14 protein-coding genes are annotated in these 19377 nt (G+C 71.7%); 8 read left to right on the forward strand and 6 right to left on the reverse strand.

Features of this window, described 5'->3' with window-relative positions; all coding sequences use genetic code 11:
- Positions 1 to 69 precede the first annotated feature (69 nt).
- Positions 70 to 1209: a glycosyltransferase family 4 protein gene (locus ACA361_RS04505; RefSeq protein ID WP_375010491.1), complete on the reverse strand. Its 1140-nt coding sequence runs from the start codon at positions 1207 to 1209 to the stop codon at positions 70 to 72.
- 147 nt (positions 1210 to 1356) lie between these two features.
- A complete protein-coding gene (locus ACA361_RS04510; RefSeq protein ID WP_375010492.1) occupies positions 1357 to 2064 on the reverse strand; it encodes a class I SAM-dependent methyltransferase in 708 nt (235 codons plus the stop codon).
- 52 nt (positions 2065 to 2116) lie between these two features.
- On the opposite strand from ACA361_RS04510, the gene ACA361_RS04515 reads away from it, so the two are divergent.
- Positions 2117 to 3079 (forward strand): YbhN family protein, encoded by a 963-nt coding sequence (locus tag ACA361_RS04515; RefSeq protein ID WP_375010493.1) that lies wholly within the window; start codon positions 2117 to 2119, stop codon positions 3077 to 3079.
- Here ACA361_RS04515 and ACA361_RS04520 read toward each other — a convergent pair.
- The 3 genes from ACA361_RS04520 to ACA361_RS04530 form a co-directional block, all read right to left on the reverse strand.
- On the reverse strand, positions 3040 to 4128 hold the full coding sequence (locus ACA361_RS04520; protein ID WP_375010494.1) for a glycosyltransferase family 4 protein: 1089 nt from the start codon (positions 4126 to 4128) through the stop codon (positions 3040 to 3042). The genes ACA361_RS04515 and ACA361_RS04520 overlap by 40 nt on opposite strands.
- 11 nt (positions 4129 to 4139) lie before the next feature.
- The gene (locus ACA361_RS04525) at positions 4140 to 5075 is read right to left on the reverse strand and encodes a glycosyltransferase family 2 protein (protein ID WP_375010897.1); all 936 of its coding nucleotides are present in this window, start codon (positions 5073 to 5075) and stop codon (positions 4140 to 4142) included.
- Between the two features lie 85 nt (positions 5076 to 5160).
- A complete protein-coding gene (locus tag ACA361_RS04530) occupies positions 5161 to 7278 on the reverse strand; it encodes a hypothetical protein (RefSeq protein WP_375010495.1) in 2118 nt (705 codons plus the stop codon).
- 137 nt (positions 7279 to 7415) lie between these two features.
- Here ACA361_RS04530 and ACA361_RS04535 point away from each other — a divergent pair, with 137 nt between their 5' ends.
- From ACA361_RS04535 to ACA361_RS04565, 7 genes are all read left to right on the forward strand, one after another.
- On the forward strand, positions 7416 to 8273 hold the full coding sequence (locus ACA361_RS04535) for a TIGR03089 family protein (RefSeq protein WP_375010496.1): 858 nt from the start codon (positions 7416 to 7418) through the stop codon (positions 8271 to 8273).
- 78 nt (positions 8274 to 8351) lie between these two features.
- On the forward strand, positions 8352 to 9788 hold the full coding sequence (locus tag ACA361_RS04540) for an LCP family protein (RefSeq protein ID WP_375010497.1): 1437 nt from the start codon (positions 8352 to 8354) through the stop codon (positions 9786 to 9788).
- Entirely contained in the window at positions 9785 to 10924 is a 1140-nt protein-coding gene (locus tag ACA361_RS04545) for an acyltransferase family protein (RefSeq protein ID WP_375010498.1), read from the forward strand. Before ACA361_RS04540 ends, ACA361_RS04545 begins: the two co-directional genes overlap by 4 nt.
- A gap of 134 nt (positions 10925 to 11058) precedes the next feature.
- Positions 11059 to 12111: a CDP-alcohol phosphatidyltransferase family protein gene (locus tag ACA361_RS04550; RefSeq protein WP_375010499.1), complete on the forward strand. Its 1053-nt coding sequence runs from the start codon at positions 11059 to 11061 to the stop codon at positions 12109 to 12111.
- A gap of 69 nt (positions 12112 to 12180) precedes the next feature.
- On the forward strand, positions 12181 to 13269 hold the full coding sequence (locus ACA361_RS04555) for an acyltransferase family protein (RefSeq protein ID WP_375010500.1): 1089 nt from the start codon (positions 12181 to 12183) through the stop codon (positions 13267 to 13269).
- A gap of 130 nt (positions 13270 to 13399) precedes the next feature.
- Complete coding sequence (locus tag ACA361_RS04560; RefSeq protein ID WP_375010501.1) at positions 13400 to 15616, forward strand: CDP-glycerol glycerophosphotransferase family protein; 2217 nt, start codon at positions 13400 to 13402, stop codon at positions 15614 to 15616.
- A 39-nt stretch (positions 15617 to 15655) separates the two neighbouring features.
- A complete protein-coding gene (locus ACA361_RS04565) occupies positions 15656 to 17626 on the forward strand; it encodes a glycosyltransferase family 2 protein (RefSeq protein ID WP_375010502.1) in 1971 nt (656 codons plus the stop codon).
- Here ACA361_RS04565 and ACA361_RS04570 read toward each other — a convergent pair.
- The gene (locus tag ACA361_RS04570) at positions 17573 to 19282 is read right to left on the reverse strand and encodes a hypothetical protein (protein ID WP_375010503.1); all 1710 of its coding nucleotides are present in this window, start codon (positions 19280 to 19282) and stop codon (positions 17573 to 17575) included. The genes ACA361_RS04565 and ACA361_RS04570 overlap by 54 nt on opposite strands.
- Between the last annotated feature and the right edge of the window lie 95 nt (positions 19283 to 19377).

Below are 19377 nucleotides of genomic sequence, written 5' to 3' on the forward strand. Positions count from 1 at the left end.
TCCCCGGACGGCCGGGCCGGTCCCGGCTCCCACGGCCAGAAAAACGTCCGGCCGAGCCTACTTGTCCCCTCAGCCGGCCGGATACTGCGCCACTGCCTGCTCGTACGACGCCAGGTGCGCCTCCGCGGAGGCCGTCCAGCTGAACCCCTGGGACCGGGCGTACGCGGCGTCGGCGAGGGTCCGGCGGCGGTCGGGGTCGTCCATCAGCCGCTCCAGCGCGGCGCCGATGGCCGCCGCGTCCGGCTCGGTGTAGGCGACCGCCTCGCCGCCCACCTCGGGCAGCGGGCCGCGCCGGGTCGTCAGCACCGGGGCGCCGCACGACATCGCCTCCAGCACCGGCAGGCCGAAGCCCTCGCCGGTGCTGGGCAGCGCCACCGCCAGCGCGCCGCCGAAGAAGCCCGGCAGCGACGTCCAGGCCAGGTAGCCGGGCCGCACCACGCGCAGCCCCAGCGGCACGGTCGCCAGCGCCGCGTCCACCTCGTCGTCCCAGCCGCCGCTGCCCGCCAGCACCAGCGCGGGCGGGTCGGGGCGGTCCTCACAGGCGCGCACCCAGCCGCGGATGAGGTTGGGCACGTTCTTGCGCGGCTCCAGGGCGCCCAGGTACGCGATGTACGGCCGCCCGTGCAGCCCCAGCCGGTCGGAGACCCGCTTGGTCTCCTCCTCCGACGGCCGGTGGAACGCCTCGTGGTCGACGCCGTGGTACGCCACGTCGATGTGGCCGGGATCGGCGTCCAGCACCCGGACCAGCTCGTCGCGGGTCGCGCGGGACGGCACGATCAGCCGGGTGGCGCGGCGCGCGGCGGTCCGGGTCGCCGACTTGACGAACGTCGTCCGGACCGGGTCGTGCACCTCGGGCTCGGCGAAGAGCGTCACGTCGTGGATCGTCACCACCGTCGGCCGGTTCGCCTGGATCGGGATCATGTAGGTCGGCAGGTGGATCACGTCCGCGCCGACCTGCCGGGCCACGTACGGCAGCCCCGACTGCTCCCAGGAGAGCCGGGACGCGCGGTGCGCCAGGGCCGCCGGGCCCTTCACGATCCGGGCGCGCGGCGCGAGCTCGCCGTACCGTTCCTCGTCCGCGCGCTGGCAGGCCACCGCCAGGTCCGCGCCCAGCTCGTGCAGGGCGCGGAGCAGCCCGTCGACGTACCGGCCCAGCGCCCCGCGGTCGGCGGGTACGGCGGTCGCGTCGAGCAGAATCCGAGGCGCCAAAGGGTCCACCCCTATCCCCGCGAAGATCGGCAAGCCCATCGGAAGGCCGGAGTGAGGGGGATCACCCCGCCGCTCACCGAGCCTACGCCGAATAGGGCCGCCGGGAAGGAACGCGAAGAATTCGGCCGTGTCGCCGCGGGATCGCGGTCAGCCGCGCTTGCGGGCGCGGATCAGCACGATGCTGCCGCGCTCGTTCGGCGCCCGCCGGTCGGTCATCGCGACGATCGGGGTCAGCGGCGCCGCCGCGTTGAAGCCGACCTTGCCGCCGTACGTCGACAGCGACAGGTAGAGCCGCTCGGCCGCCGCCGTGCGGAACTGGTACGAGTACCGCACCAGGTCCAGGCCGCGGTCGTCCATCAGCTCGCGCAGGCTGCCGTGCGTGTACGTGTGCTGCACGTGGTACTTCGACCTGTGCGCGTCGCGGAGCTTGGGCCAGGCGTCGGCGCGGCTCAGCACGTCGGCGGACATGAAGATCTCACCGCCGGGCTTGAGGACCCGCGCCATCTCGTCCAGCGACTTCCCGCCGTCGTCGAAGTGCTCGATCGCGCAGACCGACAGGACCGCGTCGAACGAGCCGTCCGCGAACGGCAGCCGCAGCGCGTCGCACTCGATCAGCGCGGGCGCGTTCGCGAGCGTCCGGCCGTACACCATCTTCTTGCGCATCAGGTCGATCGAGACGGCCTCGGCGCCGCGCTTGCGCGCCTGCCCGGCCCAGTAGCCGTCGCCGCCGGCGACGTCGAGGACCCGCTTGCCGCGCAGGTCGCTCCCCATCCAGCCGAGCAGCGTCCCCGCCTCGCGGTACCGGCACACGTGCACCTGGTGCCCCATGAAGGCGACCACATCCGAGAGTTTCATCGCCGACCACTGTAAGCGCAGCCGCTCACGGGGGTGGCCTAATCTGGGGCGCGTGAAGTCGAAGGCCGTCCTGATGCGCGTGCTGCGGATCCTCCTGGTGCTGCTCGCGCTGGGCTTCTGCGCCTACAGCCTGGTCTCCCAGTGGGACGACACCGTGCGGGCCTTCGGCCAGATGTCCTGGATCACACTGGCGGGGGCCTTCGTCACCGGGGTCGCCGGGCTGTTCGTGTGGATGCTCGGCTGGCGCGCGTACCTGGCGGGACTGGGCTCGCCGCTGCCGGTCCGGGCGACGTTCCGGATCTCCAACATCTCGCAGCTCGGCAAGTACGTGCCGGGCAAGGTGTGGGCGCTGGTCACGCAGATCGAGATGACCCGCGAGCACGACGTGCCGCGGCTGCGCAGCTTCAGCTCCACGATGCTCGCCGTGGCGACGTCCTGCGCGTGCGGGCTGGCCATGGCGGCGGTGACGCTGCCGCTGACGTCCGAGGCGGCCCGCGACCGGTACTGGTGGCTGTTCCTGCTGGCGCCGGTGATGCTGGCCGCGCTGCACCCGCGGATCGTGACCTGGTGCCTGGACACCGCGCTCAGGCTGGCCCGCCGGCCGCCGCTGGAGCACCCGGTGAGCCTGGGCACCACGCTGGTGGCCGCGGCCTGGACGATCCTCGGCTGGGCGCTGTTCGGCGCGCACACCTGGCTGCTGTGCGCGGCCGTGGGCGGCGAGGGCGCGGGGCTGCCGTTCCAGGCGGCGGGCGCGTACGCGCTGGCGTTCGTGTTCGGCCTGCTGGTCTTCATCGCGCCGGGCGGGATCGGCGCCCGCGAGGCCGCCCTGGTCATGGTGCTGGGGCCGGTGCTGCCGGCGGGCGCGCCGATCGTGGTGGCGATCGCGTCCCGGGTCATCCTGACGCTGGCCGACCTCGCCGGCGCCGGCGTCGCGTTCCTGATGGGACGGGGCAAGGTGGCGCCGGACGGCCCGGTTCAGGACGAGCCGGAGAAGTTCACCAAGACTTCGACGTAGGCGTCCCAGAGCGGGGCGTGGTCGACCGGCCGGACGCCGGCGCGCAGCCGCTCCGGCTCCCCCTCGGCGTAGAAGCGCTTGAGCGCGTCCGTGAGGGAGCCCACGTCGTCCGGCTCGCAGACGATGCCGTCCACGCCGTCCCGGATCTGGTCCGCGAACCCGCCCACGCGGGTGGCGATGACGGGGACGCCGTACTCGTACGCCATCCAGACGTTCTGCGAGGCGGTGGCCGTCCGGTACGGCAGCACGAGCGCGTCGGCGGCGCCGAACAGCTCCGGCACGTCCGCCGCGGGAACGTAGCCGGGACGCAGGTCCACGCGGTCGCCGAGGCCGAGCTCGCCGATGAGGGCGCGGGTCCCGTCCACGCCGCCCCAGAACTCCCCCGCCACGGTCAGCGCGACGCCGTCCGGGCCGGCGGCGAGGGCGCGCAGCAGCACGTCCAGGCCCTTGTACGGGCGGATCATCCCGAAGAACAGCAGCCGGTCGCGGCGCCCCGCCGTACCGGTGTCGGCGGCCGGGGCGGTGGGCAGGTGGGCGGGCATCTCGGCCACGCTCACCGGGCGGGACGTGAGCCCGCGCGCCAGCCCGGCCTGCTGCCCGGAGTGGACGAGGACGCCGTCGACCTTGCGCAGCAGCCGCTTCATCAGCGGCACGTCGTACGGCTTGCGCTCGTGCGGCAGCACGTTGTGGCACAGCGCGACGACCTTCGTCCGGCGCCGCAGCCCGGCCAGGATCCCGAGGTACGCCGGGACCTGGACGGGGCTCAGCACGGCCAGCACGACCAGGTCGTACGAGCGCAGGTCGCGGCCGGTGCGCCACCAGCCGTCCGGGCGGCGCCAGTCCAGCCGCCGCCGGGTGCCGGGGAACGGCTCGCCCTCCGGCTCGGAGATCGTCTGCTGCCCGGGGTAGAGGAACGACGGGTACTGGGCGCGCCAGGACTCGATGACCGCGGCGTGCCCCGCCGCGGCCAGCCGGTGCGCCAGCTCGGTCGTGTGGTGCGCGCCGCCGCCCTTGTACGGGAACGCCGGCCCCACGATCGCGATCTTCAAGGGCGCCCCGGTCATGTGTCGCCGCGGGAGCGGACGATCAGGTCGGCGAGCAGCGCCAGCGACGCGATCAGCAGCCCGGTGATGAAGATCATCACGGTGTTGTTGGCGAAGTACCCGAAGTGCACGATCATGTCGAACACGCCCTTGCCGAAGCCGATCAGCAGCAGCCACAGCGCCGGCGGCATCAGCACCTTGAGCGGGTTGAAGTACATCACCATCCGCAGCACCTGCAGGATGTAGCGGTAGGCGTCCTTGGTGAAGTGGAACTTGGACTTGCCCGCCCGCTTGGAGTACGGGACCGGCTCGTACCGGACCGGGTGCTGGTTGGACAGGAACGCGATGGTGATCGTCGTGACGCAGGAGAACCCGGGCGGCAGCAGCCGCAGGTAGGGCAGCGAGACCTCGCGCCGGAACGCCCGCAGCCCGGAGTTCAGGTCGGGGATCTTGGAGTTGGTGAGCCGCTCGGCGAACTTGCGGATCAGCCACTTGGCCGGGACGCGCAGCGCCTTGTGCGAGCCCTCCTCGGTGGTCCGCGCGCCGACGACCTGGTCGACCGACGGGTCGGTGTCCAGGATCTCGACCAGGTCGGGGATCAGCTCGTTCGGGTACGACATGTCGGCGTCGGTCCACACGACGATGTCGCCGCGGGCCTGCTGGCTGCCGATCCGGCGGACGGTCCCCGACCCGCTGTTGTGCTGGAACGCGATCACCCGCATGTGCGGGAAGCGCGGCGCGGCCTCCCGCAGCCTGGCCAGCGTGTCGTCGGTGGACTTGTCGTCCACGGCCAGCAGCTCGTAGCTCTTGCCGCTGTCGTCCATGACCTTGGTGATGCGCTCGACCTCGTCGATGACGTGGTCCTGCTCGTTGTAGCAGGGGAGCACGATCGTCACGTGCACGTGCTCTTCCGCCGGGGCCGGATCCGGGACCGGGTCCGCGGGCGCGTGCACCACGGGCGCCTGGGGCGCTTCGGGCTGCTCGGTGGGCTGGGTACTCACGCCGGGCGAGGATACTCGTCCCGGCTGAACTCTGCGGTCAGGACGGGACGGCCGCGCGCTCCCGGGGCGGCGGGGGCTGCGCCATCCAGACGTCCATGGAGAGGCCCCAGGTGCCGTCGGGAGGCTCGACCAGCGTGCGCTCGTCCTGCCGCGTGCGGACGGCGACGACGTGCTCGGCCCGCGCGTACGGCGCCACCTGCCGCGCCTCCGCGCCCAGGAGCACCGGGCGGCGGCCCGCGGCGTGGATCTTCCCGATGACGCGGCGGACGTCGTCCGGCTTCGCGCCGGCGACCGTGCGGGCCGCGGGAACGCCGCACATGCCGCGGACGACCTGGAGGAACCGGTCCGCGGTGGCGCGCTCGACCACCACCACCGAGGCGTCCGGGCCGATCCGCCCGCACAGCTTCCGGACGGCCGCCACCTCGCCCTGCTCGGTGCGGGAGACCAGGATCCCGCCGGACGACAGCACGACCGGAACCAGCAGGACCAGCACCGCGCCTACCGCCCACCGCCGGGTGGCGCGCGGGCCGTACCCGTTGCGGCGGATCCGGCGGATCGTCCAGGCCGCGCCCCACACCGCGAACAGCAGCAGCCCGGGGATCACCACGGCGATCAGCCGCCGCGACGCCCACGGGTGGTCGGGGGTGATGCCGGGCCGGTACAGCACCAGCACGGTCGTCCAGGCGATCATCGCGAACGGCAGCAGCCACTCGGGCGCGGTCCCCCACACCAGCCGCCGGGCCAGCAGCGCCGCCCCGAACGTCGCCATCAGCAGCGCGGGCACGCCGACGTACCAGACGGCCCAGTAGAGGGAGAGCTCCGAGTACTGGCGGGTGCCGTCGGCGGCCAGCCCGGACAGCTTCTGGACCTGCTCGATGAAGTGGACGTTCACCTCGTCGTCGGACGTCGCGGGCTCCCGCCGCACGGTCTGCACCAGCGGCCGCACCGCGAACGCCAGCACGGCCGCCACGGTCAGCAGCGCGGCGGCCGTGCCCGCCCGGCCGCGCCGCGGCGCCGTCCCGAGCCGGCGCAGCCGGGACCCGGTCGGCTCCCAGCGCAGCGCGGCCGCCATCACGACCGTCGCCGCGACCAGCAGGCCCGTGATGAGCAGCAGCGGGTCGACGGACGCGCTCAGGTAGTCCAGGTACGGGCGCGACAGCAGGAAGCCCTCGGCGAGCCCCGCGCCCGCACCGGCCGCCAGGCCGAGGGCCAGCGGCACGCCGGTACGGCGCCGGGCCCCCGCCAGCAGGCCCGCGAAGACGACCACCGGCAGGATGTCGCGCAGCCCGTCGATGCGGACGAGCACGATCAGGCCGAGCGCCAGCCCGCCCAGGAACGCCTTGGCCACCTCCGGCGGGACGCGCGGCCGCGGCGCGTCCTCTCCCGGCACCCGGGAGCGCTCGTGCTCCTCGTCGCGGCGCGCGTCGTGCAGCAGCACCAGGCCGCCGAGCAGCAGCACCAGCGCGGGAACCTCGCTGTAGGTCGCCCGCGACACCCACAGCATCGGCGTCGTCAGCGCCAGCAGCAGCGCCCCGGCGGGCGCCCAGCGCGGGCCGACCAGCCGCGCGACCAGCCCGCCGAACGCCACCACCGCGCAGGCGCCCAGCAGCGGCGCCATCGCCAGCATCAGGTGCGGCCCGCCGAGCCAGTCGCCCAGCGCGAGGATCAGCGGCAGGCCGGCCATGAACTGCGGGACGAGGTCGTCGCCCGCCACGTAGAACGCCGGGCTGCCGAAGCCGAGCGCCGGGTCGCCGCCGCCGAACGCGGCACGGTCCTGCGGGATCGGCAGCGAGCCGTGCTCGGCCAGCCACGCCGCGAACTGCGCGTACGAGGCCGGATCGCGGCGCACCACGATCTGCTCCCCGGCCATCAGCACCTGGAGGACGAGGAACGCCGCGCCGATCGCCGCGACGCCCCAGAACGACCAGCGCGGGAACGCGACGCCGCCCGGGCCGCCGTCGGCGGCGTCGTCCCGGCCCGGCCGGTCCCGCAGGCCGAGCCACAGCGCCACCGCCGCCACGGGCACGAACAGCGCGATCGCCGGCAGCGGCCGGAACGCCCCGGCCAGCAGCAGCGGCAGCGACACCGCCAGCCAGGCGGCGACGAGCAGCGCGGGCGCGGCGGACAGCCGGGCGAGCAGCCGGCCGGCCCTCACCGGGCCGCTCCGCTGCCGGGCGTGAGTCGGTGCGTTCTCATCGGTGCGGAGCGTAGCGGCCCGTCCGGGGCGCGGAGGACAGGCCCGTGGGAGTCGCGTGGCGCGGAACCCGGCCGGACCTCTCGTACGCTCGGCTCATGAGCATGATCGGACCCGCGGAGCTGCTCCGGCGGCGGGTGGCGGACGACCCGTCCCGCCCCCTGGTGACCTTCTACGACGATGCCACCGGAGAGCGGGTCGAACTGTCGGCCCGCACCTTCGACAACTGGGTGTCCAAGACCGCCAACCTGCTGGTGGACGGGCTGGCGGCCGAGCCGGGGACCCGGGTGGTGCTGGCGCTGCCGCCGCACTGGCAGTCGGCGGCGTGGCTGATGGCCTGCTGGGCGGCCGGCCTGGAGGCCGTGCCGGTCGGCACGGATCTCGGCACGGATCCCGGCACGGGGGACGATCCGGGATGGATCGGCTCCGGGACCGAACCGCCCGGTACGCCCGGGCCGTACATCCTGGTGGCCGCCGAGGAGGTGCTGGACGCCGTGACCGCCGACCGGGACGCCGAGGAGATCGTCGGACTGTCGCTGCACGCGCTCGGCGGCGCCCTGGCGGAGTGCCCCGCCGGGGTCGTCGACTACGCGGTGGAGGTGCGGTCGTACGGCGACCGGTTCACGCCCCCGCCGGACGCGACGCCCGACGCCCCCGCGTTGAGTGTGACAAAGACCACACTCAGCGGTGCGCGGCTGGTCGCCGAGGCCATCGGTGCCGCGGAGAAATGGGACTTCGACGCACGTGACCGGGTCCTGGTTGACATGCCGTACACCACACTCGAAGGCGTGCTGGTCGGGCTTCTTTCCCCACTAGCCTCAGGGGCTTCCGTCATAATCCAACGAAACTTCGACAAAGCATCCCTAGATCGACGAGCGACCCTGGAACATGTGACAGCGGTGGCGGGTGTACCGGGATGGAATGACGCATCCGGGTCCGTAAGACGCCTCCTCTGACCTAGTCTCTGTTTGTTTCCGCCCCAGAAGGCGGGCCCGGCGCGTACCGCGGCGGGCGCCGACCCCACCTCGGAGCCGATGAACAGCAACCCGATGTACATGGAGTACGTCGACGACGCCGACCCCCAGCCGGCGGCGCGTCGGCGTGGCTGGCGCGTCCTCGGCTGGGTCTCCATCGGCCTGTCCGCGGTGATGGTCGCCGGATCGCTGACCGCCTACGGCGTCTACCGCAAGGCGATGGGCAACATCTCGCAGGAGGACGCGAACGCGCTGCTGGGGCCCAACCGCCCCAAGAAGCTCAACAGCGCGATGAACATCCTGCTGCTGGGCTCCGACACCCGCGCGGGCTCCGGCAACGCCAAGTACGGCAAGAGCATGACCAAGGAGCCGCCGCGCTCGGACACGATGATCCTCCTGCACCTGTCGCCGGGCGGCGGGCAGGCGATGGGCATCAGCTTCCCGCGCGACCTGATGGTGCCGATCCCGTCCTGCAAGCTGAAGAACGGGCAGCGCACCCCCGCGCAGACGATCGGGCAGATCAACGCCACGTTCACGATCGGCGGCGCGCCCTGCACCATGAAGACGATCGAGAGCTTCACCAACATCAAGATCGATCACTTCATGCAGGTCGACTTCAACGGCTTCAAGACCATCACCGAGGCGGTCGGCGGCGTCGAGGTCTGCCTGCCCAACGCCGTCGACGACCCCCAGTCCAAGCTCAAGCTCCCCAAGGGCAAGAGCACGATCAAGGGCGAGACGGCGCTGGCGTACGTGCGCGTCCGCAAGGGCCTGGGCAACGGCTCCGACACCGACCGCATCAAGCGCCAGCAGAAGTTCCTCGGCGCGCTCGCCAACAAGGCGATGAGCGCGGGCGTCCTCAGCAACCCGAGCAAGATGCTGTCGCTGATGAACGCCACCACCAAGTCGCTCACCACCGACAGCGAGCTGACGCCGCAGGTGATGATGGACATCGCGTCCGGCATGCGCGGCATGACCTCGGGCAAGCTGCGGTTCGTGACCGTGCCGTGGGGGGCGTACGCGCCCGACCCCAACCGCGTCGCGCTGCGCCAGCCCGCCGCCGACCAGTTCTTCAGCGCGGTCCGCAACGACAAGACGGTGCCGGCCGAGCCGAAGAAGGAGGCCGCCGGCGCCGCGCCCAAGATCCCCGCGAGCCAGGTGCGGGTCCGGGTCTACAACGCCAGCGGCATCGACGGCCAGGCCCGCCGGGTCGCCGACGACCTGGAGGCGCAGGGCTTCCACGTCTCGGTCGGCGGCAACCTCGACCTCACCAAGACCAGCCGGGTGATGTACGGCGCCGGCGCCGACCAGCACGCGCAGACGCTCAACGCGCTGATCCCGAACGCGCCGCAGCCCACCGCCCGCACCGGCGGCCAGCCCGGCCTCGTCGACCTGGTCGTCGGCTCCGACTGGACGTCGCTGAAGAACTCCAAGAACGGCGGCATTCCCACGCAGGACGGTGAGGTCAAGGCCACCGACGACGTCTGCAAGACATGAGCGACCCGGCGGCCACCGCGACCGTTCCGGCACCCGCGCCGGAGGCGGCGGCCGCGCCCGCGCCGGCTCCCAGGCGGCGCGAGCGCGACCCGTTCTTCGACAACGCCAAGTTCCTGGCGATCCTGCTGGTCGTGATCGGGCACTCGCTGGCCTACCGGCTCGAAGTGCCGCTGGCCAAGGGCCTGTACATGTTCATCTACATGTTCCACATGCCGATGTTCATCGTGGTCACCGGCTACTTCTCGCGGAACTGGACGTTCGCCGGCGGCAAGGCCCGCAAGCTGATCACCAATGTCGGCGTGCCGTACGTGGTCTTCGAGATCGCGTACTCGCTGTACGACTGGACGGTCGGGCGCAACAAGCTGGAAGTCAGCCTGCTCGACCCGTACTTCCTGACGTGGTTCCTGTGCGCGCTGTTCTTCTGGCGGCTGTCCACGCCGGTGTGGCAGCAGATCCGCTGGCCGCTGGCGGTGGCGCTGGTCTTCTCGCTGCTGTCGTACATGAGCGACCTGGGCGACTCCCTGGACATCCACCGGCTCATCGGGCTGCTGCCGTTCTACGTGCTCGGCCTGATCCTCAAGCCGGAGCACTTCGAGCTGCTCAAGAAGCCCGCCGCGCGGGTGTTCGGCTGGGTGACGCTGGCCGCCGGGCTCGCCCTGATGTATCCCGCGATGGCGCACTTCAACCGCGACTGGCTCTACTGGAAGCACCCCCACGAGGAACTGGGCGTGGGGAACGTCACCGGCACCGCGATGCGGCTGGCGATGTTCGTCGCGGCCACCGTGCTGGTCGCGGCCTTCCTCGCGGTGGTGCCCAAGCGGAGGACGTGGTTCACCAGGCTCGGCGCGACCACGCTGTACGCCTACCTGCTGCACGGCTTCATCACCCGCCTGCTGGAGTTCACCGACTGGTGGGACGCCGAGTGGCTGAACACCGTCCCGGGACTGGTCCTGGTGATCGCCGGGGCCGCCGCCGTGGGCACGTTCCTGTGCTCCAAGCCGGTCGTCAGGTGCATGAGCTGGGCCTTGGAACCGAAGATGCGGTGGGCGTTCACCCCGCTGCGCCGGCCCGGATCGCAACGATCCAACGGGAAGGTGAACAAAAAGGAGCCAATACGTAATGGTGTCGGCGGCTGACCGATAGCATCAGGCGCGGCACCCGAGACAAACCTCCGTCAACCGGAGTGAGCGCGCGCGCTGGAGGGGCCCCCGCGTCCGGGGAAGCCCACCGCCGTCGGGGAGCCCTCACGTCGATGAAAGGACAGCACTCCATGGCGAACTTCACGCTCGAGGACGTTCGGCAACGAACGTACAAGGCGCGTGATGCATGGTGGACCGTACTTCTGGTGGATCCGCCCGCCTCCCGCCTCGTCCGATTCACAGCCAACCGGACGAACATCACCCCGAACCAGCTCACCGTCGGGGCACTGATCCTGGGCCTGGGCGCGGGGGCCTGCTTCGCCGTCGCCACCGCCCCCTGGCTGCTGCTCGGCGCGCTGCTGTACCACCTGTCCTTCACCCTCGACTGCATGGACGGCAAGATCGCCCGGCTCAAGGGCACCGGATCGGTCTTCGGGGCGTGGCTCGACTACATCTTCGACCGGATCCGCGTGCTGGCCTGCGCGATCGCCCTGATGGGCGGCCAGTACGCCCGGACCGGGAACGTGGCCTACGTCTGGGCGGCGCTCGGCGTGGTCTTCCTGGACATGCTCCGCTACATGGACGCGCTGGAGATCTACAAGGTCCGCTCGCAGATGCGGAACAAGCTGCGGACCATGAAGGAGCAGGTGGAGGCCATGGAGCTGGCCCACCGCTCCAACGGCCACGCCGCCGGCACCGCGGACACCGCCGGCGCCAACGCGGACCTGCGCTCGGCCGAGGGCGTCCTCGCGCGCGCGCCCGAGTCGGAGATGGACGACCAGGTCGTCGGCGACAACCCGAACGTGCTGCTGCAGGAGGGCTTCAACAAGAAGTTCCCCTGGTACGCCCGGATCCGCAACGCGCTCAAGCGCGGCCGCATCCGCCCGCACCTGATCAGCGGCATCGAGTTCCAGATGGGCGTGTTCATCGTCGCGCCGGTCGCCGCCGCCGTGGTGCCGGGCGCGATCATCCCGGTGTCGGCGGTGTCGGCCGTCGGGATGCTCGCCTTCGAGTTCGTGATCATCTACAAGTTCTGGCTGTCGAGCCGCGACTACGGCCGCGTCCTCGGCGACCTGGAGAAGAAGTCCGCCGAGTGGGCGCTCCGCACCGAGCAGGCGGAGGAGGCCCGGCCCGCCGCGCACACCGCGCCGCTGCCGGCCGACGTTCCGGTCAGCGGCCGCTAGCCCGCCACGTTTCCGGCTCGTGCCGGCCGTTCCCCCGCGGCCGCGCACGGGCCCGCCGGAGGCCCATCAGTGACCAGCCCCCGCCTCGCGCCGGCCGTCCCCGCGGTACCCGCGGCGAGCGCTCCCCCCGCCGCCAAGAAGCGCGACGCCTATTTCGACAACGCCAAGTTCGTCACCGCCGTACTGGTGGTGCTCGGCCATGTCTGGGCGGAATTCGGCGACAGCCACGCCGTCGACGCCGCCTACAAGGCCGTCTACGCCTTTCACATGCCGGTGTTCGTCTTCATCACCGGCTACTTCTCGCGCAGCCTGATGAGGAACCCGCAGAAGTTCCGCACCATGCTGCCGACCCTGGTGGTCCCGTACCTCATCTTCATCGTCCTCTACCGGGGACAGATCGTGCTGCTTCTCGGCAAGCCGTTCGATCTGAACGAGTTCCTCATGCCGCACTTCCTGATGTGGTTCCTCGTCGCCATGGTCTGCTGGCGGCTGAGCGCGCCGCTGTGGGACCACCTCCGCCATCCGGTGGCGGTCGCGGTGGTGGGATCGCTGCTGTCCGGGATGTGGATCTTCGGCGAGGAGCCGACGATGAGCCGGATGGCCGGGCTGCTCCCGTTCTTCGTGCTGGGCCTGATGATCGAGCCGGAGCGCCTCCAGGCGCTGCGCCGCCCGGCCGCGCGCTGGGCCGGGGCCGCCGTGCTGGTGGCCGCGGTGCCGGCGATCTACGTCTGGGAGAGCGGCCTGCTGGGCGTTCCCGGTATCAACATGGACCTTCTGTGGTGGAACAGCAGTTACCGGGACATGGGGTATTCTGCATTGGTCGGGATGAGCGGACGCGCCGCCGCCCTGTTGCTGGCGGTCATTCTCGGAACCGCCTTCCTCGCAGTCATCCCCCGCAGGCACACATGGTTCACGGAGATGGGTACGAGGACGATGTACGTGTATTTGCTGCACGGGTTGGTGGTGAAGACCTTCGACTACACCGGCGTATTGGCCGAGCCGGTCCTGCACACGCCACTGGGCATCGTCGGAGTGACACTCGCCGCCGTCGCGCTCGCCCTGCTCCTGTCCACCGGCGCCGTACAGCGCCTCACCCGCCCGGCGATCGAACCGAAGGCCCGCTGGCTGCTGAAACCCCAGCACGGGCGCGGCACCTGAACCCGCACCGCCGAAATGGACGCCCGCGAAATGCACACCGCCTTAACGCACACCTGAACGCACGCCACGAACAATGGGCGCTCGGTCGGCGTCCAATCGAAACAGCCCCCCAGCAAGCGATGGGTCCACAGTGAGCAGCGACACCAGCATCTCCCTCAGCATCATCGTGCCCGTGCACAAAGTGCAGGGGTACATCCGGCAGTGCCTCGAGTCCATCCTCGTCCCCGATGTCCCGAACCTGGAGGTCATCGCGGTCAACGACGCCTCGCCGGACGGCTGCGGGGCGATCCTCGACGAGTTCGCCGAGCGCGATCCGCGGGTGCGGGTGCGGCACCTGACCGAGAACGTCGGCCTCGGGCAGGCCCGGAACGTCGGCCTGGACATGGCGACGGGCGACTACGTCTGGTTCTTCGACAGCGACGACTACGCCACCGAGGGCGCGGTCCGGGCCATCTACGACCGGCTCGTGGAGACCCGCCCGGACGTCCTGCTGTTCGACTACGCCCGCTCGTACTGGACCGGCAAGACCAAGCGCAGCATCATCAACCACCTGTTCCGCGAGCCCCCGGCGCCCGACGTCTTCCGGCCCGAGGACCGGCACAGCGTGCTGGAGCTGATGATGACCGCCTGGAACCGGGCGATCCGCCGCGAGTTCCTGCTGGAGCAGGGCCTGCGCTTCAGCAGCGGCTACTACGAGGACTTCAACGTCACCTACCCGCTGCTCATGGCGGCCGAGCGGCTGAGCCTGCTGGACCGCGTCTGCTACATCTACCGGCAGCGGCGCCGCGGCGCGATCACTAAGACGGCCGGCAAGAAGCACTTCGACGCGTTCGCGCAGTACGACCGGGTCTTCGCCTTCATGGAGAAGATGGGGCCGCGCGCCGACCAGTTCCGCCCGCTGATGTTCAACCGGATGCTGTGGCACCTGCTGGTCATCCTGGAGCGCGAGGACCGGGTGGAGGGCCCCGAGGAGGCCCGCTTCTTCGCGGAGATGTCGCACATCTACCACCGCTACCGGCCGGTCGACTACGCCGTGCCGGACGACCCGATCCTGGCCAGGAAGCACCGCCTGATCGAGAAGAACGACTACAAGGGCTTCAAGAAGCTGCGGCAGAGCGAGAAGGCCGACAAGAAGCGCGAGAAGAAAGAGAAGAAGCGCAAGAAGGACAAGCGCACTCTCAAGAACTCGATCAAGGCGCGGGTCAAGATCGCGTACTACAAGGTGCAGCTGCGGCGGCCGCTGGACGAGAACGTCGCCGTCTACGGCGCGTACTGGTACCGCGGCTACGCCTGCAACCCCGCCGCCATCTACGAGGCCGCCAAGGACCTGGCGCCCGGCGTGCGCGGCGTCTGGGTGGTCAAGCCGGCCGGCCGCAAGAACATGCCCCAGGGCGTCGACTACGTCGTCTCCGGTTCGCTGAAGTACTACCGCCTGATGGCGCGGGCCAAGTACTTCGTCAACAACGTGAACTTCCCCGACGAGATCGTCAAGCGGGACGACCAGGTGCACGTGATGACCCAGCACGGCACCCCGCTGAAGAAGATGGGCCTCGACCAGATGGAGTACCCGGTCGGGACCAGCGACATGGACTTCAAGGCGCTGATCGCCCGGTCCGACCGGTGGGACTACCTGGTGTCGTCCAACCCGCTGTCGAGCGAGGCGTGGGACCGCGGCTTCCCCTGCAACTACGAGATGCTGGAGATCGGCTACCCGCGCAACGACCGGCTGGTCAACGCCGACGCCGCCGAGCGGGCCCGGCTGCGCGCCGAGCTCGGCATCCCCGAGGGCAAGACCGCCATCCTGTACGCGCCGACGCACCGCGACTACCAGCGGCGCTACACCCCGATGTTCGACATCGGGCGGTTCCTCCGCGAGCTCGGGCCCGACCACGTCCTGCTGCTGCGCGCGCACTACTTCTACAAGCTCAAGGACCTCGCGGCCGACATGGGCTGGCCGGCGGACCGGCTGATCGACGTGTCGCAGCACCCGACGGTGGAGGACCTGGCCATCGCGTCGGACGCGCTGCTGACCGACTACTCGTCCATCATGTTCGACTACGCGAACCTGGACCGCCCGATCGTCCTGTACGTCAACGACCTGGAGACGTACACCCGGACCCGCGGGCTCAACTTCGACCTCATGGCGAACGCGCCCGGCGCGGTCGCCACGACCGAGGACGAACTGATCGACGCGTTCACGTCCGGCGCCGCCTGGGACGACCAGTCGGCCAAGGCCCGTGCCGCGTTCCGGGACCGGTTCTGCCCGTGGGACGACGGCCACGCGGCCGAACGCGCCGTCCGGCGCGTATTCCTCAACGAACCGGTCCAGACCGGCGCGCATCCCTGACCCGGAAGTCGGGTGGGGGCACCCCAAGGGGGATCCGAAGTGAAAATCAGCGTCATCGTTCCGGTGTACAACTGCCGGGAGTTCCTCGACCACACGTTCCGGTCGGTGTTCGACCAGTCGCTCGACGGTGAGCTGATCGAGCTGATCGCCGTCGACGACGGGTCCACCGACGGCAGTGGCGAGTACCTGGACGAGCTGGCCGGACGGCATCCCCGGATGAGGGTGCTCCACCGCGCGAACACGGGCGGGCCGGGCGCGCCGCGCAACGCCGGCATCGAAGAGGCGCGCGGCGAGTACGTGTTCTTCCTCGACGCCGACGACCATCTCGGTCCCGAGGCGCTGGAGCGCATGTGCGCCGCCGCCGACGCCAACGGGACCGACGTCGTCATCGGCAACTACGTGGGGATCGGCCGGTCGGTGGCCAGGTACGACCGGTCGCGCCCGCGGGTGACGCTCGACGACCCGGACTTCGACGTCTTCGGCAGCTCGCTCACCGCGCACAAGCTGTACCGGCGGTCGATGCTGCTGGACAACGGGATCCGGTTCCCCGAGGGGATCCGGTCCGGCGAGGACAAGGTGTTCGCGGCGCACGCGTACCTGCACGCCCGCGCCGTCTCGATCGTCGCCGACCACGACTGCTACTACCTGGTCGCGCGGGAGTCGGGCACCAGCATCATGCAGACGGGCGGCGCCCCCGCGGCCGAGTACTACCCGCAGATCGCGCTGCCGCTGCTGCAGAGCGTGGTGGCGCACACCGAGCCCGGGTTCGCGCGCGACCGGATGCTCGTCCGGCTGTTCTGGCGCGACGTGCTGCACCGGTTCGGCGCGGCGTTCCTGAAGGACCCCGTACGGCGGTACGAGACCTGCAAGGGCGCCCGCAAGGCGTGCGAGGACTTCCTGACGCCGGCCGTGCTGGAGCGGCTGCCGGTCCACCACCGCGTGATCGCGCACCTGCTGCTGGAGCACGAGGACGCGCTGCTGCACGAGATGATCAGCCGGGTGCAGGACGGCTGGATCCCGCGGATCGTGGTGGACGGGGACCGCGCGTACGCCGAGTACCCCGGCTTCCGCTCGCCCCTGGCGTCGCTTCCCGACGAGTACTTCGACGTCACCGGGCGCCTCACGGTGATCCGCGAGGTGACGCGCGCCGAGTGGGCGGGCGGCCGGCTGCTGCTCGGCGGCACCGCCCGCGTGAAGGGCGCGGAGGAGCCCGGGACCGTCCGGGTCGTGCTGCGCCACAAGCAGGACGGCACCGAGATCGCCCTCCCCGGGGACGGCGCGGACGGCGCGTTCGCCGTGGAGTTCGACCCGGCGGCACTGCCGTCGCCGGGCGTCTGGGAGTTCCATGTCGCGGTCGACCTCGGCGGGGTCACCGCCGAGGCCCGCCTCGCCATGGACCGGGACGGCGACGGTCCGGCCGCGCCGGGGGCCCGGCTCGTACCGGCCGCCGGGCTGGTCGTCGTGCCGTTCCTCAGCCCGAAGGCCGGGCACCTGTCGGTGCGGGCGGGGTCCGGCGACAGGTTCACGCGCGAGGTGTTCGCCGTCGAGGCGGTGGAGTGGGCGAGCGAGGGGCGGCTGCGGCTGCGCGGCTCGCTGCTCATGGCGGCGGCCGGCGAGGAGCCGCCGGTGTCGTTCCGGCTGGCCCACCGCGGCGGCACGGACGTCCGGCACGCCGCGGTCGAGCGGTCCGCGGACGCCGGCCGGCTGGTCCTCGACGTGGTCGCGGGCCTCCAGGGCTGCCCGCCCGGCCGCTGGGACGCCTGGTGCGAGATCGGGACCGGCGCGGACGCGGTCCGGCTGCGGGTTCCGCTGCCGGAGGGCGCGGCCCTGCCCGCGGCGACCGCCACCGGCTTCGGCCCGGCGCGGCGCGATTACGAGCCGTACCGGACGGCCAAGGGCGGCCTCTCGGTCAACATCACCGCCACCCCGGTGACGCGGCGCCTCAGGAGCGCCCTGTCACGTACGGTGCGCGCTCCGCTGGCCCGAGTCCGCGGTGACCGGGCTCGCTGACTCGGGCTCCCTCGCGTCCGCGCCGTCCGTCTCGTCCACTTCGTCGTTCTCGTCGTTCTCGGCCGGCTCCGCCGGCGGCTGATCCGGGCCGTCGCCGGCGGTGCCGGAGCCGTCGGTCCCGCGCTCCGTCCCGGGCCCGGGCTCGGCCCGCGCTCCGGCCGCGGCGCCGTCCCCCGGCTCCGTTCCCGTCTCGGGCTCGTACGGGCGGGGCAGCAGCGCCAGGGCGGCCGCGACGATGGCGAACGGGACCGCCGGCACCACGTACCGGTAGTCGAAGTCCGCGGTGGCGGCCGGGATGACCAGCAGCGCCAGCCCGAGGGACCCGGGCAGCAGGACGGTGCGCAGCCAGTGCAGCAGCCCGCCGCCGACGCGCCAGCGGCCGAGGTGGCGCAGGTTCCGGACGAGCCCGGCGAGCCCGGCGAGCATCATGTAGCCCAGGAACGTTCCCGGCATGGCGGCGTGGTCCTGGTACGCGAGCACGCGCGAGGCGTGCGGCTCCACGACGCGCGGCCGGCCGCTCCCGGCGGGGTCGTACCGCTCGGCGAGCAGCGCGTCGTCGTCGGCCCACTCCTCGCCCTTGGAGAACTCGTACTGGTGCCAGGTCCAGGGCGTCGGGTACGGCTTGCGCTCCCACTCGAAGGAGCGGAACGTGTCCCGGACGATCACGGCGGCGTAGTCGCCCGGCTGCGCCATGATCGCCTTCCAGGCGAACTCGCCGGCCAGCTTGTCGGCGTGCGGCCCGGTCACCCAGCCGGGGATGTTCCGGAACGCCGAGTCGTCGGTCCACATCGAGGAGAACGCGGGCGAGATGGCGGGGTTGGTCTGCTTCGGGCACATGATCGCCAGCTCGGGGCTCGGCTTGATGATCCGGCAGTCGGCGAAGTCCGCGGTCCGCCCGTACAGCCAGATCTGGCTGGCCTTGGCGACGGTGAACTGGCCGTACACGGAGTTGAACCAGGCCATGTAGGCGAGGATCGCGACCGCGTACACGCCGGCGGCGCTCACGCAGGCGCGCCAGCCGGCGCGCCGCAGCAGCATCCCCACCAGCAGGACCAGGATCAGCGGCAGCCCGGCCGACCGGGTCAGCGCCGCGCTCGCCATGACCAGGCCGGCCAGCCCGCCGGTCCACCAGGTCATCCGCTCCCGCCAGAGGATGACCGTCATGGCCAGCAGCAGCAGGAACGTGAAGAGGAAGTCCGACATGAGCATGTGCTCAAGGGCGATCTGGTGCACGGGGATCAGCACCGGGACGGTGGCCGCCGCCGCGATCAGGCCGGGCAGCCAGCGCCGCCAGGCGATCCGGCCGGGCGGGCGGCGGCGCCACGCCGCCTGCCCGGCGCGCCACACCAGCAGGTAGACCAGCACGCCCGTCAGCACGCCGATCGCGTGCTGCACGGCCACCACCACGGTGAAGCTGTGGAACGGCTTGAGCAGCCACAGCAGGAACGGGTAGCCGCTCGGCCGCAGGTCGCCGGGCCCGAGCTCGATCGCGACCTTGAGGTAGCCGGCGGAGTCGCCGAACCACCAGGGCGCGGGGTAGCCGCGCACCGCGATCACGCGGACGGCGACGGCCACCGCCAGTACGGGCAGGAAGAACAGGTGGGGGGCTGCGGCGCGGCCCAGCCCCGCGATGCCGCGGCGCGGTTCCTGGACCACCGCCCCCCTTCGCTCTGACCACCGGATCGAGCGGAACATCGGAAGCCTGGAGACCACCGGCAGATCATATCGGCCTGACGGGTCCGTAAACTCCG

The sequence above is a fragment of the Actinomadura sp. 21ATH genome (assembly GCF_041951345.1).
GTDB lineage: Bacteria > Actinomycetota > Actinomycetes > Streptosporangiales > Streptosporangiaceae > Spirillospora.

What these genes read in the sequence shown, in the direction of transcription:
- ACA361_RS04510 (WP_375010492.1), bottom strand. Translation starts at nt 2,064, where the DNA reads ATGAAACTCTCGGATGTGGTCGCCTTCATGGGGCACCAGGTGCACGTG.
- ACA361_RS04535 (WP_375010496.1), top strand. Translation starts at nt 7,416, where the DNA reads ATGAGCATGATCGGACCCGCGGAGCTGCTCCGGCGGCGGGTGGCGGAC.
- ACA361_RS04540 (WP_375010497.1), top strand. Translation starts at nt 8,352, where the DNA reads ATGAACAGCAACCCGATGTACATGGAGTACGTCGACGACGCCGACCCC.
- ACA361_RS04545 (WP_375010498.1), top strand. Translation starts at nt 9,785, where the DNA reads ATGAGCGACCCGGCGGCCACCGCGACCGTTCCGGCACCCGCGCCGGAG.
- ACA361_RS04550 (WP_375010499.1), top strand. Translation starts at nt 11,059, where the DNA reads ATGGCGAACTTCACGCTCGAGGACGTTCGGCAACGAACGTACAAGGCG.